Genomic DNA, 16,147 nt, shown 5'->3' on the forward strand with positions numbered 1-16,147 from the left:
TCAATTGATGGCATTGTAAATCTATGCCGCAGACACGGCGCATAATCATAAGATTACGGGAGTGACATCATGAAAAAGTTAGTTCTGGCTGCATTACTCGCCTCTTTCGCCACTGGCAGCATCGCCGCTGAAAAAATCAATTTCGGGGTTTCCGCCACCTACCCCCCGTTTGAATCCCTGGATGCGAGTAATAAAATTGTGGGCTTCGATATCGATCTGGCAACCGCATTATGCAAGCAAATGCAGGCAGAATGTACTTTTACCAATCATGCTTTCGATAGTCTTATCCCGGCGCTGAAATTCAGAAAATATGATGCCGTCATTTCCGGAATGGACATTACCCCGGAGCGCAGTAAGCAGGTCGCCTTTAGCAATCCCTATTATGCGAACTCTGCGCTGGTGATTGCCAAAAAAGACACCTATAAGACCTTTACCGATCTAAAAGGTAAGCGTATCGGTATGGAAAATGGCACCACGCATCAAAAATATCTCCAGGATAAACATCCGGAGGTCAAAACCGTGGCCTACGACAGCTACCAGAATGCGATTATCGACCTGAAAAATGGCCGTATTGACGGTGTCTTTGGCGATACCGCAGTGGTCAATGAGTGGCTGAAAACGAATCCGCAACTGGGTCCGGCAACAGAGAAAGTGACCGATCCGCAATACTTCGGTACCGGACTTGGCATCGCGGTGCGCCCGGACAATAAGGCGTTGCTGGAAAAACTGAATAATGCGCTGGCCGCCATTAAAGCGGACGGCACTTATCAGAAAATCAGCGATCAGTGGTTCCCGCAGTAAGACGTATATTATTACCCCACTGTATTGCGAAATGGCAGTATAAATACCTTATTCAGCCCACGGGTCGCCATCGGAAACTATCCTAGCCTGATAAGCGTAGCGCCATTGGGCATTCTACAGTTTGTCATCAGTCTCAAACGCCTGCATCAACAGGCGATTCGGACTAATACTTGCCGGGTGACGCTAACGCGCACCCGGCTTACAACATTGTTACGTTTTTAGACAACATCCAGACCCAGACGGCGATACTGCTCCGCCGGAGCATCATTTTCTTTCATCAAACGGATAAGTAAGTTGATCATCCTTGCTTCGATGGCCTCATCATGAATAGGATGTTGCTGCTGCGGATCGTCTCTGAGATCAAACAAGAGATGACCAAAGCTATTCACACCTTTATATTTTTCCCTGGCCGGAATACGTAATACCTGAAGCCCTTTAGTAAAGTTAAACGGAGGTGCCAGAGATAATTTTCCCAGTTCATCCACGTCATAACGCGCATTCATCTTGATCGGCATTAACGTGTAGTTCGCAATGTCATGCTCACGCCCCGGCTGCGCGGCCCGCATATAAACATAGAGTCCGTCGGTAACATTAACATGTCCGCTAAACACGCCAAACAGCGCGCCTTCCCTGACGGGTTCATCACTGGCAATGACTTTCGCCAGCGGTTGGCCCTGCATATCTGCGGGAATAGGTTGCTGAAAATAATCCAGTAGCGTTGGCGCCCAGTCAATCATCTGCACCAGCGACTGCCGTCGCGCTCCGCATACCGCGCTGCGCGGGTCCCAGATAAACAGCGGGTTATTCGCCACCTCGTTATAATAGGGCATCTGATTTTTAGCCCACCAACCGTGCTCCCCCAGCAAGAAGCCGTGATCGGTACCGACAATCAGCATCGTATCGCGCCAGAGATCGTGTTCATCCATCAGATCAAGGATACGTCCCAGATTGCGGTCGCACATGGAAACCAAGGCCCGATAACGACAGCGAATATGCGCTATCGCCTCCTCGCTTTCACTGACTTTGCCGCGCGGCCAGTCATAATGCGGGCCTTGCCACTCATCGTCATAGAGCGATAAATATTCCTCGGTGGTATAAAACGGCTCATGCGGATCAAACGTCTCAACCTGCAATAACCAGTTATCTTCGGCATGATTTTTATGGATAAAATCGCACCCGGCGTCAAAAACTTTCGTCTGGGGAAAATCGGCTTCCTGCTGGATGTATTCGCGGTTCGCCCAGTCATGACGCCATAGCCCGGAAACGCCGCCTCCGGTTTGTTTTTGTGGAACGCGCAGTACTTCCGGAATGGGCGGCTCGCCAACACTTGCCTTCCAGTGATCGCCCTCCTGACCGCGTACTACGTCCCAGGAGCTATAGCGGTTATGGTAGTTACCGCCGCCGTCTTCCCAGTAATGCAGATGATCGCTGATAAGATGGGTGTAGATCCCCGCTTTTTTCAATAATTCCGGCATGGAATCATCAAAGGGTTCCAGCGGCCCCCACTCACGATGCAGGAAATTATAGCGCCCGGTGTGCAGTTCCCGACGGGCTGGCATACAGGGCATACTGCCGACATAACTATTGTCAAAGGTGGCGGCATGTGCCGCCAGGCGTTGAAAGTTAGGCACTTTCGTTAGCAAATCGCCATAGGGCGGCAAATAGTTTTTATTCAGACTGTCAAACAGCAGAATAATCGCTTTCATGACTCACCCTCATTTGTTGAGCAGGTGCGGAAAATTTTTCTCTACCACATCGTAAATCTGTTTACCTATTGATTCGCCATCCATGATATTTTCAATGGGAATAAGATATTGTCCGTGTTTAGGGTCAAGGCTAACGACATCAAGCAATTTTTTCGAAATCGCATAAATATCTGCCCAGTCGGTAAATCCACCGACCTCTCCCGCTGCCGTATGCTCCATATCAAAAGAGAAGTCATATTTTGCTAACGCTTTTTTAACAACAGTCTGTAACATTACGCTACTGCCTACACCATAACCGCATACGAATAAAATATTTACAGAATCTTTCATAATAAAATCCTTTATATAAACCGAATCAATTAAATGGAATAAGGACCAAGATGGAACGTTGAAGCAATAAATTTCAGTAATTCACAAATCGCAGGCCACAGAGTCGCCCAGTCAAATATTCCCGTCCAGCCCACGCCTTCTTTTGCCAGCCCGGTTAAAGGAATGGCCCATACCGTACCGAAAGTCTGAATAATCCCTAACAGGAAAGTACAAATAATAACGGAACGATATCCCCCCATTCGGTTGGCTAATACGCCGATGGGACCGCCGGAAAAGAAGAGCGGAACAAAACCAGGCAATACCATAATAGGGCTATGGATGAGCAGCAGGATGCCCATGGAAAAAATCGTGCCGAAAGTACAAAAGACGAATCCCAGCGTGGCCGCGTTCGGCGAAAAAGGTAATAAAGCAGCAACATCCACAGCCGGTATAGCGTTAGGAATAAAGCGATCCTGCCATCCTTTAAACGAACCGTTAATTTCGCCTACCATCATCCGCACGCCCTGCAGCAAGATGACCATATACATAGAGAATTGCAGGCCCAGATTGATGATATAAATATACCAGGGTTTTCCTTTCGCCATTAACTGTACGTTATCGATCCCTGTCGCCAATAGAAAACCGCCAACGAAGAGCGTCATCACAATGGCGATTGCCGTCACGTTGTGGTTAAAAATGGCTAACCAACCGGGAAGTTTCAGGTTTTCGGCGTCATGCTTTTCCGGATCGCCGAATTTATGCGCGAATTTCGAGAAAAACCACAGTCCCAGCATCTGGTTATGCGCAATGGTAAAACCGGCGTTATTGGTCACTTTGGCGATGGGTTTAACAATAAGCGTAGTTGAAAACGCCCAAAAGACCCCGGTCAATACCCCGGCAATCACAATGGATTGTACCCAACCGAACCCCAGCCAGAAGACGATTAACCACAGTACTGCCTGTGAATGAGAGACCCCGGTATTACCGGTAAGAAATATACCTTTTGCGCCGGTATAACGGCCAAATAAAACTAATAACAGGTTAGTAAAAAACGCCAGTACAAAAACGTATCCTACATAGCCGAAATTATCGCCCAGCGCTATTTGCGTCGCGGCTTTCATGGCATATGAATCCATTAAGTATCCATGCACGCCATAAGCCTTGCTGACTGCCTCTGCAACCGGTTTAAAAGTGGCTGAAAATTGAAAGCCGCCAAATAACACCATCATCAAACCGACCATCGCGCTGATCATACCGGTGATAATTTTTATAGGCGTCTTTTTATCCAGCGCATAGCCAACACCGACTAATATCCCAATTAATATTGCCGGTTCAGTTAAAAACGTTTGAATAACATCTATAAATTTGGCAAACATCGTCTGAACGCCCTCCATAAGCGTGCCTATTCGTTGTCATGATTGACCCCTTTACTGACGTTACGTATTGCTTCGCTGATGCTATTGAAAGTTACCCGATAAACCACCTTGTCTAATTTTGCCTTACACGCACTGTAATAATCAAAATTAGTCATTAAAAGATTTAAAGTGATTATTTGTGATTTGATTTGCAAAAATAGGGTAATATATAACCACGATCGATCGGAGTTTTTTATCGATCGATCATGGTTATTATTATTTATGGATAATTAGATAGTTAATATAGATATTTTGTATGTCTGGCTTTTGGCGCTACAGCCTGCGCAGTAACGCTAAAACCTCATAATGCGCGGTATGCGGGAACATATCGAAAAGCTGAACACGTTGAATACGGTAGTTCGGCAGATGACGAATATCCTGCGCCATCGTCTGCGCGTTACAGCTTGAATAAATAATAAAACGCGGCGCCATTTGTGCAAGGTAATCGCACAACGGCTTGCCAATGCCGCGGCGGGGAGGATTCACCAACACCAGGTCGGGCGTTTCACCTTGTGCGGTGGCGAATTGGGTGGAATCCAACGCCTGGAAATGAAGGCGGGTCAATCCCAGCTCGGCAGCGGATTGCTTCGCGCAGGCAATCGCCTCCGGCGCGATCTCAATACCGGTTAATTGCATCTGCGGCGTCGCGCAGTGCAGGCCGAATCCGCCCACTCCGCAAAAAAGATCCCACATATGGCGTACCGGCAGTTGCCCTACCCAGTCGCGCGCCGTCGCATATAATCGGCTGGCGACCGTAGGGTTGGTCTGAAAGAAACTTTGCGGGCGAATCCACAGCGGCACATCGTTAAAACGTTCCGCCAGCGCCTGCTGATCCGTCAGGTAGATTTCCGTCTCCCCTTCCATAATCGCCATATGTACCGGCTGGATATTTGCGGTGATCACTCTGAGCTGCGGCAGTTGCGCGCGCAGCCACGGTAACGCCGCGCGCAGTTGCGTAAGTTTGGTTTCTGAACGCAACACGAAGCGTAGCATCATGCCGCCATCGAACTGACTTTCCGTCAGCAACAGGTATTTCAGTTCGCCACGTTTTCGCGCCACGTTATAAGGCGTGAGTCCGGCACGGGCAATAAAAGGTTTTAGCGCGCTGAATACGGGGGCAAAGGAGGCGGGATACAGCGGGCAGCCGCAAAGATCGACCGGCGTACCGTCGCGATGCAGCATCCCGAAGAGCGGTTTTTCTACACTACCGCTCACGACCATTTTCGCTTTGTTGCGGAAATGCTGTTCCGGGCCGCCAATCGGCGCGCACCACTGTTCAACAGGCAGCCCGGCGAGCAAACGATGTAAATCGGCTGTTTTTGCGGAAAGTTGTTCGTTAACCGACTGCGTAATCCATTGACAGGAACGGCAGCGACCCGCGTCATAGAGTGCGCACTGCATACCAAAAAACCTTCATATTATCCGGGGCGACGATTATACACATTATTGCAGCCGGAAGAACCGACGGCTGGGAGCGGGAATAAACAGCAGAAACAGAATTAAAAGATCGGGGAGTTTTTGCATGACCAGGGAATGCAGGATATCACGCTTCGATTCTCCCGCGATGCTAAACAACTCCGGATATCCGTAGCCTAACGACGCCGCCCACAGATATCCGCTCACAATAATTTGTGTCGCCAGGTACACCCAGCGCGCCCAGCTACGGCCTTTCACCAGCGAAAACGCACAATAAATTTCAACAAAGACCAGCACTAAACTGGCCAGAAAGACCAGGGTTAAGCTCCACGTCTGCACGCTGCGATGAATAAACTCGCCCATCCCGCGTATGCCGAGGGTATTCATAATCATCAGCACATCGAGACCGCGAATCAAAATAATCGCCATAGCCGCAACCTGCACCAGCGTAGGCACATTTAAACGGGCATGTGATGAGGTTGATTGCTTTATAAATCCCAATGAATGTCTTCCCTGAAAATGATGCCGCGACCCGCGCGGCAACGCATTGCCATAGTGGAAAATTTTAGTGGCTTCAGCCGCGTCTTGCACGCTGGATATCGCGAATCCGCTGTTTTTCCGCTCGCGCCATCAGGTACCAGGCAATAAATCCGACGATTCCTACCACGCCGAGGATTAACGTCGCCAGCGCGTTGATTTCCGGGTTCACGCCCATGCGCACGCTGGAGAAAACCAGCATCGGTAGCGTGGTGGTGGTGGCGCCGGGACCGGAAACGAAGCTGGCAATCACCAGATCGTCAAGGGAGAGCGTAAAGGCCAACAGCCAGCCCGAGATCACCGCTGGCATGATCATCGGTAACGTAATGACGAAAAAGACCTTCAACGGCGCCGCGCCAAGATCCATCGCCGCCTCTTCAATCGAACGATCCAGTTCGCGTAATCGCGAAGCGATCACCACTGCCACATAGGCGGTACAGAAAGTGACGTGCGCCAACCAGATGGTCAGCATCCCGCGATCGGAGGGCCAGCCGATAGCATGACCAAGCGCGACAAACAGCAGCAGCAGCGACAGCCCGGTAATCACATCCGGCATCACCAGCGGCGCGGTGATCATAAACGCAAAGCCGTTTGCGCCGCGAAATCGTCCAAATCGCACCATCACCACCGCGGCGATAGTACCGAGCACCACCGCCATCGTCGCCGCGCAGGCGGCAATTGTCAGGCTTAGTCCCACTGCGCTCATCATGGCGGTATCCCGAAAGAGCTCGCCATACCAGCGCGTCGACCATCCCGCCCACACCGTCACCAGCTTCGAACTGTTAAACGAGTAAATCACCAACATTAACATCGGCGCATAGAGAAAAGTAAACCCCAGCACCAGAATCAGAATGCGCCAGGGCGAGCGAACAACCGGTAAGTTATTCATCCATGCTCCCCCACACTTTTTTGCTGATGTTTATGGAACCACATGATCGGTACTATCAGCAGCAGCAACATAATAATGGCGACCGCAGAAGCAACCGGCCAGTCGCGGTTATTGAAAAACTCCTGCCACAGGACGCGACCAATCATGATACTGTCCGGCCCGCCAAGCAGTTCCGGGATCACAAACTCGCCCACCGCCGGGATAAAAACCAGCATCGAGCCGGCGATGATTCCGCCTTTGGTGAGCGGGACAATGATGCTAAAAAATGTTTTCAGCGGTCGGGCGCCGAGATCCAGCGACGCTTCCACCAGCGAATAATCAATACGTGTTAATGCGGTATAAATGGGCAGAACCATAAACGGCAGATACGCATAAACAATGCCGATATAGACGGCCAGGTTAGTGTGCAGGATCGTCAGCGGCTGATCGATAACCCCTAGCCACAGCAACACATTGTTCAGCACACCGTTGTTTTTCAAAATGCCCATCCAGGCATAGACGCGTATTAAAAAAGACGTCCACGAGGGCAGGATCACCAACAGCAGCAGGATATTGCGCGTGGAGGGCTTGCTGTGCGCCACCGCCCACGCCAGCGGGTAGCCCAGCAGCAGGCAGCAGATTGTGGAAATACCGGCAATTTGTAACGATTGCAGATAGGCTTCGAAATAAAGCGGATCGTCGGTCAGTTGCAAAAAATTACCGAGATTGAGCGTAATCGACAACTGACCGTCAGCCCATTCCAGCAGATCGGTATACGGCGGGATCGCCCTCGCCATTTCCGCCAGACTTATCTTAAAGACGATAAGAAACGGCAGTAAAAACAGCAGAATGAGCCAGATATAAGGCAAAGCAATAACCAGCTTACTCCCATGTTTCATTTGCATTCGCGCCAACCATAGCGCCGCGCCGCCAGGTTTACTGATGCGTGCCGGAGGTTCAAGTGTGCTCATGTTTCCCCCTTATACCGTCAGGACCACGCAGCTATCCGCTTCCCAGCACAAACGCACTTCATCGCCCCATGTCGGTAACCCTTTCCGGTAACGGTGCGCATTCTGCAGTTGAGCGCTGATCATCTGCCCGCTTTTTAGCCGCACATGATAAATAGACAGATCGCCGAGATACGCAATATGCGCCACTTCGCCGACGGCGAAATTATAGCCATCGGCAGGCGGCGACTCACAGAGCATGATTTTTTCCGGACGTAGCGCCACATATACCGGCACATTATCAACGACAGAGGCATCTGCATCGACTTTTAACGGATGAACCAAACCGGGCGCGTCAATGACCAGACCGTCCTCTTCACGCGCTTTCAGTAAGCCCTCAAAAACATTTACCGATCCGATAAATTCGGCGCTGTAGCGGGTCGTCGGATGCTCGTAAATCTCCTCCGGTTCGCCAATTTGCACAAATTTTCCACGGTTCATGATGGCAATGCGCCCCGCCATCGTCATCGCTTCTTCCTGATCGTGCGTCACCATGACGCAGGTCACGCCGACGCGCTCAAGGATATCCACCACTTCAAGCTGCATCCGGTCGCGTAATTTTTTATCCAGCGCGCCCATCGGTTCATCCAACAAGAGCAGCTTAGGACGTTTCGCCAGGCTGCGCGCCAGGGCCACGCGCTGACGCTGACCGCCGGAAAGCTGATGCGGCTTACGTTTCGCAAACTCCTGCATGTGCACCAGACCCAGCATCTCATTGACGCGGCTGGTAATCTCCGCCTTCGGCAGTTTGTCCTGCTTCAGACCAAAAGCGATGTTCTGCTCTACCGTCATATGCGGAAACAACGCATAGGACTGAAACATCATATTAATCGGACGCTGATACGGCGGAACATGCGCCAGATCGATGCCGTCGAGCATAATTTGCCCGCTGCTCGGCGGTTCAAAACCTGCCAGCATCCGTAGCAGAGTCGATTTTCCACAACCTGACGCGCCCAGCAGGGCAAAAATCTCGCCTTTATAGATAGTCAGACTGACATCATCGACAGCATGTTGCCCGTCGAATGACTTCGTCAGGTTGCGAATTTCCAGAAGCGGCGTCAGCGCTTTACGGGTTTTCACCTGCGGGCGGTGGGGGACATCATTCACAAGGCGCTCTCCGGCATAACACAATCAAACGATACAAACGGTGGAATGCCCGATAGCGCACGCTTATCAGGCCATACCGTTAATCAATTACTTACCGCTTTTCACCTTCGTCCATGCGCGGGTGCGGACGCGATCAATCTTCGGCTCCTGCACTTTCAGGGTAAACAACTTGGCCCGCACATCCGCCGGCGGATAAATTCCCGGGTTATCGCGCACCTGCTGGCTGACCAGCGCCGTCGCCTCTTTATTCGCATTGGCGTAGAAAACGTGATCGGAAATATGGGCAATCACATCAGGGCGCAGCAGATAATTAAGGAACTGGTAGGCCTCGTCTTTATTTTTGGCGTCAGCCGGCATGGCAAACACATCAAAAAACGCCATTGCCCCCTCTTTGGGGATCGAGAAAGAGATATTGACGCCATTTTTCGCCTCTTTCGCCCGGTTAGCGGCCTGCCAGACATCGCCCGCCCAGCCGATGGCCACACAGGTATCGCCATTAGCCAGATCGTTAATGTATTGCGAGGAGTGAAAATAGCGAATGTTTGGCCGTAGCCTCAACAACAGATCGGTTGCCGGGCCGGTGTAGTCATCCGCTTTGCTGCTATTCGGATCTTTACCCAGATAGTTCAGCACAGTGGCAAAAATTTCTTCAGGCGCATCAAGGAAAGAGACGCCGCAGCTTTTTAGCTTCTCCAGATTTTCCGGCTTGAGGACTAAATCCCAGCTATTCACTGGCGCATCATCCCCCAGCACCGCTTTCACTTTATCAACGTTATAGCCAATGCCCGTCGTGGCCCACATGTAGGGCATGGCGTATTTGTTGTCAGGATCGTGCTTCGCTACCAGTTTCAGCAGTTCAGGAGCGAGGTTTTTCCAGCCGGGAAGTTTGCTTTTATCCAGCGGCTGAAAAACGCCCGCGGTGAGCTGGCGCTCAAGAAAACTGGCCGATGGCACCACCAGATCGAACCCGGTGCTGCCTGCCATTAACTTGCCTTCCAGCACTTCGTTAGAGTCAAAGACATCATAGATAACGTTAATCCCGGTCTCTTTTTCAAAGTTCGCCACCGTGTCCGGCGCGATATAATCTGACCAGTTATAAATGTGCAGCGTTTTTTGTTCGGCAGCGAGCGTGCCGACAGAGACGACCATCAGAGCACCCGCAACCAGACCCGATAGCCATTTTTTCTTTAAGGCGGTCATCATCGCTTTCCTTCTGAAATCCGTTAACAAATGAACCCATTAGGCGTGGTTTAAAACATGCCTGAAATGTGCATACCTTTTCATTTGATACAAATGAAGAAGAGAGGTCGCCCTCCCTGCCATCAAGCTCGCTATAGAAGCTTCGCAAGAATAACTTTAGCTAAGGTTTGAGGCTATAGCCCAGATTAAAAAACGCCTTTTATCAATTTTTTATGCAGGTTTTGTCTATGTGATAGAGCGAAATGGTCAGAAAGGAGGTGAATAATTCTTTAAATAAAGGTTAATAGCAGCATAAAAAAACGTAAACAGCAGCTGCGCTGGCAGCGACTGCCTGATTATCGGAAGGGATTAGTGAAGAAAATGGTCAACTGCGCTGGTTTTTTGCGCGTCTTCTTCCGCGTTAAACAGAAGCTGATGCGCCCCGGCCTCAAGGATCACCATAGAAATCTGCTCTTCACTTTGGCGAACAAACCATTCGAACTGTTCGTAGGTGACGCCTTGCATAACGGATAAAGACTGGCACACAACCAGTTTTGGTAGATTATCATCCTGCATATCGAGAAAGGCTTTTACCGTCAACGAACTGGCGTTGATAGCAGAGAGATCGGCCGCCAGCGGCAGCAACGCGGAAGGCCTGACCTCCGCCATCGCGGAAAAAAGAATGGTGTTGTCCACCAAATCGATTTTAGCATCGTAGACGCCGTCAAAATTCTGCATATGCGGCAAATGCAGCGCCTGGCAGGTATCACACTCGAAGAAATTCATGCCCAGGTCGTCGAGCCATTGACGCAACGTATCCAGAGTGGGAACGACCAGTGATATCATAATAATGTGCTACCTCTTACGATGACGATGAAAAAATTACCGGCACAGCTTACGCAAAAAGCGTGCTTCGTACTACGGCGGAATCCATGATTGCGATTAGCCGCCGATTTTAAGGCAAAATTCAGGCGTAGCGTGACGTTCTATCCACTGAATCATTCGCCCCGCGATATCCACGCCCGTAGTCTTTTCGATACCTTCCAGTCCCGGCGAGGCATTCACCTCCATCACCAGCGGCCCGCGCGCGGCGCGTAAAATATCGACGCCCGCCACATCCAGCCCCAGCGTCTGTGCGGCTTTGATGGCGATATCCCGTTCACGGGGCGTGATCGTCGCGATGCTGGCCACCCCGCCGCGATGAAGATTGGAGCGAAAATCACTGGCTTTCGCGCACCGCTCAATCGCTGCCACAACCTCATTGCCGACGACCAGACAACGAATATCGCATCCTTTAGCTTCGGCAATGTATTCCTGAACCAGGATATGGGCATTCAGCCCCCGAAACGCATCAATAACACTTTCAGCAGCCTGACGCGTCTCTGCCAATACCACGCCGATCCCTTGCGTGCCTTCTACCAGCTTCACGACCAGCGGCGCCCCGCCAACCATCTTAATAAGATCGCTGGTATCATCCGGCGAATGGGCGATCCCGGTAATGGGAAGATCGATCCCCTGGCGCGCCAGAAGTTGTAGCGATCGCAGCTTATCGCGCGCGCGGGTAATGGCGACGGATTCATTCAGCGGATAGCTACCCAATAGCTCAAACTGACGTAGCGCAGCGGTACCATAAAAGGTAATGGCCGAACCAATACGGGGAATAACGGCGTCAAAATGGGGCAGACGACGCCCCTTGTAATGGATCGACGACGCTGCCGGATTAATATTCATATAGCAGGAAAGAGGATCGAGTATCTCGACCAGATGGCCGCGCCGCATCGCCGCTTCGCGCAGACGTTTGCAAGAATAGAGCGTTCCATCCCTGGACAATATGGCAATTTTCACCCTGCACCTCGCTGAAAACCCTGAAAAGCCCGCGTATCATACACTGGCCCGCAGGTTTTAGCGCGTCGCCCAGCCCTGTTTATGCAAATATTCAAGGATAAATGGGCGATTTTCTTTAATCAGGGTGCGACGGATATGATCGCTCCAGGTATCGCGTCGCGTATTACTGCCGCGGGTCAGATAATACTCAGCCAACTGCTCGTCATAGCGCGCCAGCAGCTTTTCATCAAGCGGTTGATACTGGTTCTCATGAACCACAAGCTCGGCAGGCAGGCGCGGTTTCAGATCCGGATTATCCGCAGGCCATCCCAAACACAGGCCAAAGAGCGGCAATACATGCTTCGGCAATTTTAATAGTTCGGTAACAGACTCAATATTGTTACGGATGCCGCCGATATACACGCCGCCTAACCCCAGTGATTCCGCCGCCGTCAGCGCGTTTTGCCCCATCATCGCCGTATCGACGACACCGAGCAACAGTTGTTCGGCAAGCCCCAGCTGCGCGTCAGGACAGATCTGCAAATGACGATTAAAATCGGCGCAAAATACCCAGAACTCAGCGGCCTGCGCCACATGCTTTTGCCCGCCCGTCAGGGGCACTAACGCCTCACGCAGCGCCCGATCGGTAATACGGATAATAGAGCTGCACTGTAAAAAACTGGAACTGGACGTGCTGCGCGCGGCGGCAATAATGGCCTCTCGCTGCGCGTCAGTCACGGGTTCATCGGTGAAATGGCGAATAGAACGATAGCCACAAAGAAGTTCAATGGTCGGACTCATTATGCTTTTCTCTATCTGAACGGGAAGAAATGTCGGGTGGACGTTTCATCAACTGCGGCGCCAGTAACTGCGCAATACGCCACATCATCGCCACCGCGGCGGGGAGGATCAACACGACGCCGAGGAAAACCATCAATACGCCAGCCAGCGGCGTATTGAACGGCGCGGGCAGCGTAAGGTAATGATTAAGCGATAGCAGAGCAAGCGCCAGCAAAATCATACCGAGGCATTCCAGTATCAGTACGCTTTTGGGTAACACGCCAATCGTGCGCATATCAAGCCTCCCGGTTAACTGACGCACAGTGTAGAACGTTCTGGTCCGGCGTGCTTAACAGATATAGCCCTGGGTTATCAAAGGAACAGGCGTAACCTGCTTTTCATCTGCCGTAAATCGCGGCATGATAACACCTGTTCGCCGTCTGGCTTTATGTTCGAGGAGAGATATGTTTACTGTTATTTTTGGCCGCCCAGGGTGCCCTTATTGCGTGCGTGCAAAAGAGTTGGCGGAAAAACTGAGCAAAGAACGCGACGATTTTAACTACCGCTATATTGATATCCATGCTGAAGGCATTACTAAAGCGGATTTGGAAAAAACCGTAGGTAAACCTGTAGAAACCGTACCGCAGATTTTTGTCGATCAAAAACATATCGGCGGCTGTACGGATTTTGAAGCATGGGCAAAAGAAAATCTGAATCTTTTCGCCTGATTGCTCTGGCAACGCCCTCTACCGGAGGGCGCTATTGGCGTTTTTTTCGCCGGTGGCTAAACAGGCTGCTAATAAACAAATAACAGAGCGCGCCTAACGCACACCAGAATACGGCGCTAAATAACCACGCCAGTTCTTGCCAAAACGATCGGGTAGGCATAAATACCACGCGCATTAACACCAGGCAAAACGGCGCCGCCAGCATCGCCCCGATCAGCGGTCGGATCACCTCGCGTCGGTGAGAACAAAAACTGGCCACCGCACCAGGCAACGTAAAAAATAACAGTCCAATCTCAGGATGCCCTGCCGCGCGAAAAGCGCCTTGTACATGCATAGTTAATGAAAGACACACCACAATAAAGAGTACAAAGCAGCAGACAACGCTTGCCCACCCGTGTTTATGTTTCAATCGTTCCTCCTGACACTCTCTATCGAACACGCTTTCCGCCGTGAGGCATCCAGTCAGATAAAGTCATGTGGCATTCCATGCCAAAAACATACCTGCACGATTCTTATAGCCGTTAGTACGCAATAAGATTAAACTAGCAGGATATATTGTTGTGTTGTTTTTATTTGGATGCTGTATGCAATACGATTGCACCCTTAATTCATGATAAAAACAGTAGCGTAAATTACCATTTCTTTCAACAGCTTACTCGTAAACAAGAAGTTAGTCTCCGTGAATATAAACGTCGCAGATTTGTTAAATGGGAATTACATCCTGTTATTATTTGTGGTCCTGGCTCTTGGCCTGTGTCTTGGCAAGTTACGTCTGGGTTCAGTCCAACTTGGTAATTCCATTGGCGTTTTAGTGGTCTCTCTATTATTAGGGCAGCAACACTTTAGTATTAACACCGACGCGCTAAATCTGGGATTTATGCTGTTTATTTTTTGTGTCGGCGTCGAGGCTGGCCCCAACTTTTTTTCGATTTTTTTTCGCGACGGTAAAAATTATCTGATGCTTGCCCTGGTCATGGTCGGTAGCGCTCTGCTAATCGCCTTAGGCCTTGGTAAGCTATTCGGCTGGGATATCGGCCTGACGGCCGGTATGCTGGCTGGCTCAATGACCTCCACGCCCGTGCTGGTTGGCGCAGGCGATACCCTGCGACATTCCGGCATCGCCAGCACCCAACTCTCCTCCGCTCTTGATAATCTGAGCCTGGGCTATGCCCTGACCTATCTGATTGGGTTGGTCAGTCTGATCGTGGGCGCGCGCTACTTGCCTAAACTACAGCATCAGGATTTGCAAACCAGCGCCCAGCAAATTGCTCGCGAGCGCGGTCTGGATACCGATGCTAATCGCAAGGTTTATTTGCCGGTTATCCGCGCCTATCGGGTTGGCCCGGAACTGGTGGCCTGGACTGACGGCAAAAACCTGCGCGAGCTGGGTATTTACCGCCAGACAGGCTGCTATATCGAACGTATTCGTCGTAACGGTATTCTGGCGAACCCGGATGGCGATGCGGTGCTGCAAATGGGCGATGAGATTGCGCTGGTCGGCTATCCGGACGCGCACGCCAGGCTCGATCCCAGCTTCCGTAATGGTAAGGAAGTGTTTGATCGCGATCTGCTTGATATGCGCATCGTGACGGAAGAAATTGTGGTGAAAAACCACAATGCGGTCGGTCGCCGCCTCGCTCAGCTCAAGCTGACCGATCATGGCTGCTTCCTTAACCGCGTCATCCGCAGCCAGATCGAAATGCCTATCGACGATAACGTCGTGCTGAATAAAGGCGACGTGTTACAGGTGAGCGGCGACGCCAGACGCGTAAAAACCATCGCCGATCGCATTGGTTTTATTTCGATCCATAGTCAGGTGACGGACCTGCTCGCCTTCTGCGCTTTTTTTATCATCGGGTTAATGATCGGGATGATTACCTTCCAGTTCAGCAATTTTAGTTTCGGCATCGGCAACGCGGCCGGATTGTTGTTCGCCGGGATCATGCTCGGTTTCCTGCGCGCTAACCATCCTACCTTTGGTTATATTCCGCAGGGCGCGCTTAATATGGTGAAAGAATTCGGCTTGATGGTGTTTATGGCAGGCGTTGGTTTAAGCGCCGGCAGCGGTATCAGCAACGGTCTGGGCGCGGTCGGCGGACAAATGCTGATCGCCGGGCTTGTCGTCAGCCTGGTACCGGTGGTGATCTGCTTCTTGTTTGGCGCTTATGTGCTGCGCATGAACCGGGCGCTGCTGTTCGGTGCCATGATGGGCGCGCGTACCTGCGCCCCGGCGATGGAAATCATTAGCGATACGGCGCGCAGTAATATTCCAGCGCTGGGTTATGCGGGGACTTACGCCATCGCCAACGTTCTGCTAACGCTGGCGGGGACGCTTATTGTCATCATCTGGCCGGGGTTAGGATAAAACTGAAGTTTGCCTTTAAGTGAAAAAATTTTGCCAATAGGTCGAACTTTTCGTTAAAGCATCAGTCATACCTATTGCCACTGCTTTTCTTTGATGTCCCCATTT

At 51.0% G+C, this 16,147-nt stretch carries 17 protein-coding genes; 3 read left to right on the forward strand and 14 right to left on the reverse strand.

Annotation, left to right across the window (positions count from 1 at the left end; genetic code table 11):
• The first annotated feature begins 69 nt into the window (after positions 1-69).
• On the forward strand, positions 70-801 hold the full coding sequence (gene artJ / locus ACQ29O_RS14375; protein ID WP_000737538.1) for an arginine ABC transporter substrate-binding protein ArtJ: 732 nt from the start codon (positions 70-72) through the stop codon (positions 799-801).
• Positions 802-1,019: 218 nt separating this feature from the next.
• Here the strand turns inward: artJ and ACQ29O_RS14380 are convergent, their stop codons facing one another.
• The 13 genes from ACQ29O_RS14380 to ACQ29O_RS14440 all read right to left on the reverse strand — a co-directional run bounded on the left by ACQ29O_RS14380 (position 1,020) and on the right by ACQ29O_RS14440 (position 13,244).
• On the reverse strand, positions 1,020-2,507 hold the full coding sequence (locus ACQ29O_RS14380) for a sulfatase (protein ID WP_001747041.1): 1,488 nt from the start codon (positions 2,505-2,507) through the stop codon (positions 1,020-1,022).
• A 9-nt stretch (positions 2,508-2,516) separates the two neighbouring features.
• Positions 2,517-2,837 carry a PTS sugar transporter subunit IIB gene (locus ACQ29O_RS14385; RefSeq protein WP_000655399.1) on the reverse strand — a complete coding sequence of 107 codons (321 nt, stop codon included), beginning with the start codon at positions 2,835-2,837 and terminating at the stop codon, positions 2,517-2,519.
• 29 nt (positions 2,838-2,866) lie between these two features.
• On the reverse strand, positions 2,867-4,210 hold the full coding sequence (locus ACQ29O_RS14390) for a PTS sugar transporter subunit IIC (RefSeq protein WP_000399323.1): 1,344 nt from the start codon (positions 4,208-4,210) through the stop codon (positions 2,867-2,869).
• A gap of 294 nt (positions 4,211-4,504) precedes the next feature.
• Entirely contained in the window at positions 4,505-5,632 is a 1,128-nt protein-coding gene (rlmC, locus tag ACQ29O_RS14395; RefSeq protein WP_001149775.1) for a 23S rRNA (uracil(747)-C(5))-methyltransferase RlmC, read from the reverse strand.
• 42 nt (positions 5,633-5,674) lie between these two features.
• Positions 5,675-6,148, reverse strand: a complete 474-nt coding sequence (locus ACQ29O_RS14400) for a YbjO family protein (protein ID WP_000505788.1) — start codon at positions 6,146-6,148, stop codon at positions 5,675-5,677.
• A gap of 73 nt (positions 6,149-6,221) precedes the next feature.
• Positions 6,222-7,073: a putrescine ABC transporter permease PotI gene (gene potI / locus ACQ29O_RS14405; RefSeq protein ID WP_001061630.1), complete on the reverse strand. Its 852-nt coding sequence runs from the start codon at positions 7,071-7,073 to the stop codon at positions 6,222-6,224.
• Positions 7,070-8,023, reverse strand: a complete 954-nt coding sequence (gene potH / locus ACQ29O_RS14410; protein WP_000105456.1) for a putrescine ABC transporter permease PotH — start codon at positions 8,021-8,023, stop codon at positions 7,070-7,072. The genes potI and potH overlap by 4 nt, the downstream gene beginning before the upstream one ends.
• Before the next feature lie 9 nt (positions 8,024-8,032).
• Positions 8,033-9,166 carry a putrescine ABC transporter ATP-binding subunit PotG gene (gene potG / locus ACQ29O_RS14415; RefSeq protein ID WP_001000694.1) on the reverse strand — a complete coding sequence of 378 codons (1,134 nt, stop codon included), beginning with the start codon at positions 9,164-9,166 and terminating at the stop codon, positions 8,033-8,035.
• Between the two features lie 87 nt (positions 9,167-9,253).
• Positions 9,254-10,366, reverse strand: a complete 1,113-nt coding sequence (gene potF, locus ACQ29O_RS14420) for a spermidine/putrescine ABC transporter substrate-binding protein PotF (protein ID WP_000125762.1) — start codon at positions 10,364-10,366, stop codon at positions 9,254-9,256.
• Positions 10,367-10,714: 348 nt separating this feature from the next.
• A complete protein-coding gene (locus ACQ29O_RS14425; protein WP_000624810.1) occupies positions 10,715-11,191 on the reverse strand; it encodes a YbjN domain-containing protein in 477 nt (158 codons plus the stop codon).
• Between the two features lie 96 nt (positions 11,192-11,287).
• Positions 11,288-12,190: a 30S ribosomal protein S6--L-glutamate ligase gene (gene rimK / locus ACQ29O_RS14430; RefSeq protein WP_000684362.1), complete on the reverse strand. Its 903-nt coding sequence runs from the start codon at positions 12,188-12,190 to the stop codon at positions 11,288-11,290.
• A 57-nt stretch (positions 12,191-12,247) separates the two neighbouring features.
• Positions 12,248-12,970 (reverse strand): oxygen-insensitive NADPH nitroreductase, encoded by a 723-nt coding sequence (gene nfsA / locus ACQ29O_RS14435; RefSeq protein ID WP_219552887.1) that lies wholly within the window; start codon positions 12,968-12,970, stop codon positions 12,248-12,250.
• Complete coding sequence (locus tag ACQ29O_RS14440) at positions 12,954-13,244, reverse strand: YbjC family protein (protein ID WP_001259131.1); 291 nt, start codon at positions 13,242-13,244, stop codon at positions 12,954-12,956. The genes nfsA and ACQ29O_RS14440 overlap by 17 nt, the downstream gene beginning before the upstream one ends.
• Before the next feature lie 169 nt (positions 13,245-13,413).
• Here ACQ29O_RS14440 and ACQ29O_RS14445 point away from each other — a divergent pair, with 169 nt between their 5' ends.
• Positions 13,414-13,677, forward strand: coding sequence for a GrxA family glutaredoxin (locus tag ACQ29O_RS14445; RefSeq protein ID WP_000495513.1), 264 nt, complete (start codon positions 13,414-13,416; stop codon positions 13,675-13,677).
• A gap of 31 nt (positions 13,678-13,708) precedes the next feature.
• On the opposite strand, the gene ACQ29O_RS14450 is transcribed toward ACQ29O_RS14445, so the two are convergent.
• The gene (locus tag ACQ29O_RS14450) at positions 13,709-14,086 is read right to left on the reverse strand and encodes an inner membrane protein YbjM (RefSeq protein ID WP_000680849.1); all 378 of its coding nucleotides are present in this window, start codon (positions 14,084-14,086) and stop codon (positions 13,709-13,711) included.
• 270 nt (positions 14,087-14,356) lie between these two features.
• On the opposite strand from ACQ29O_RS14450, the gene ACQ29O_RS14455 reads away from it, so the two are divergent.
• Complete coding sequence (locus ACQ29O_RS14455) at positions 14,357-16,042, forward strand: aspartate:alanine antiporter (RefSeq protein WP_001024853.1); 1,686 nt, start codon at positions 14,357-14,359, stop codon at positions 16,040-16,042.
• Positions 16,043-16,147 lie beyond the last annotated feature (105 nt).

This window comes from Salmonella sp. GDC200615, assembly GCF_050574145.1.
Classification (GTDB): Bacteria; Pseudomonadota; Gammaproteobacteria; order Enterobacterales; family Enterobacteriaceae; genus Salmonella; species Salmonella enterica.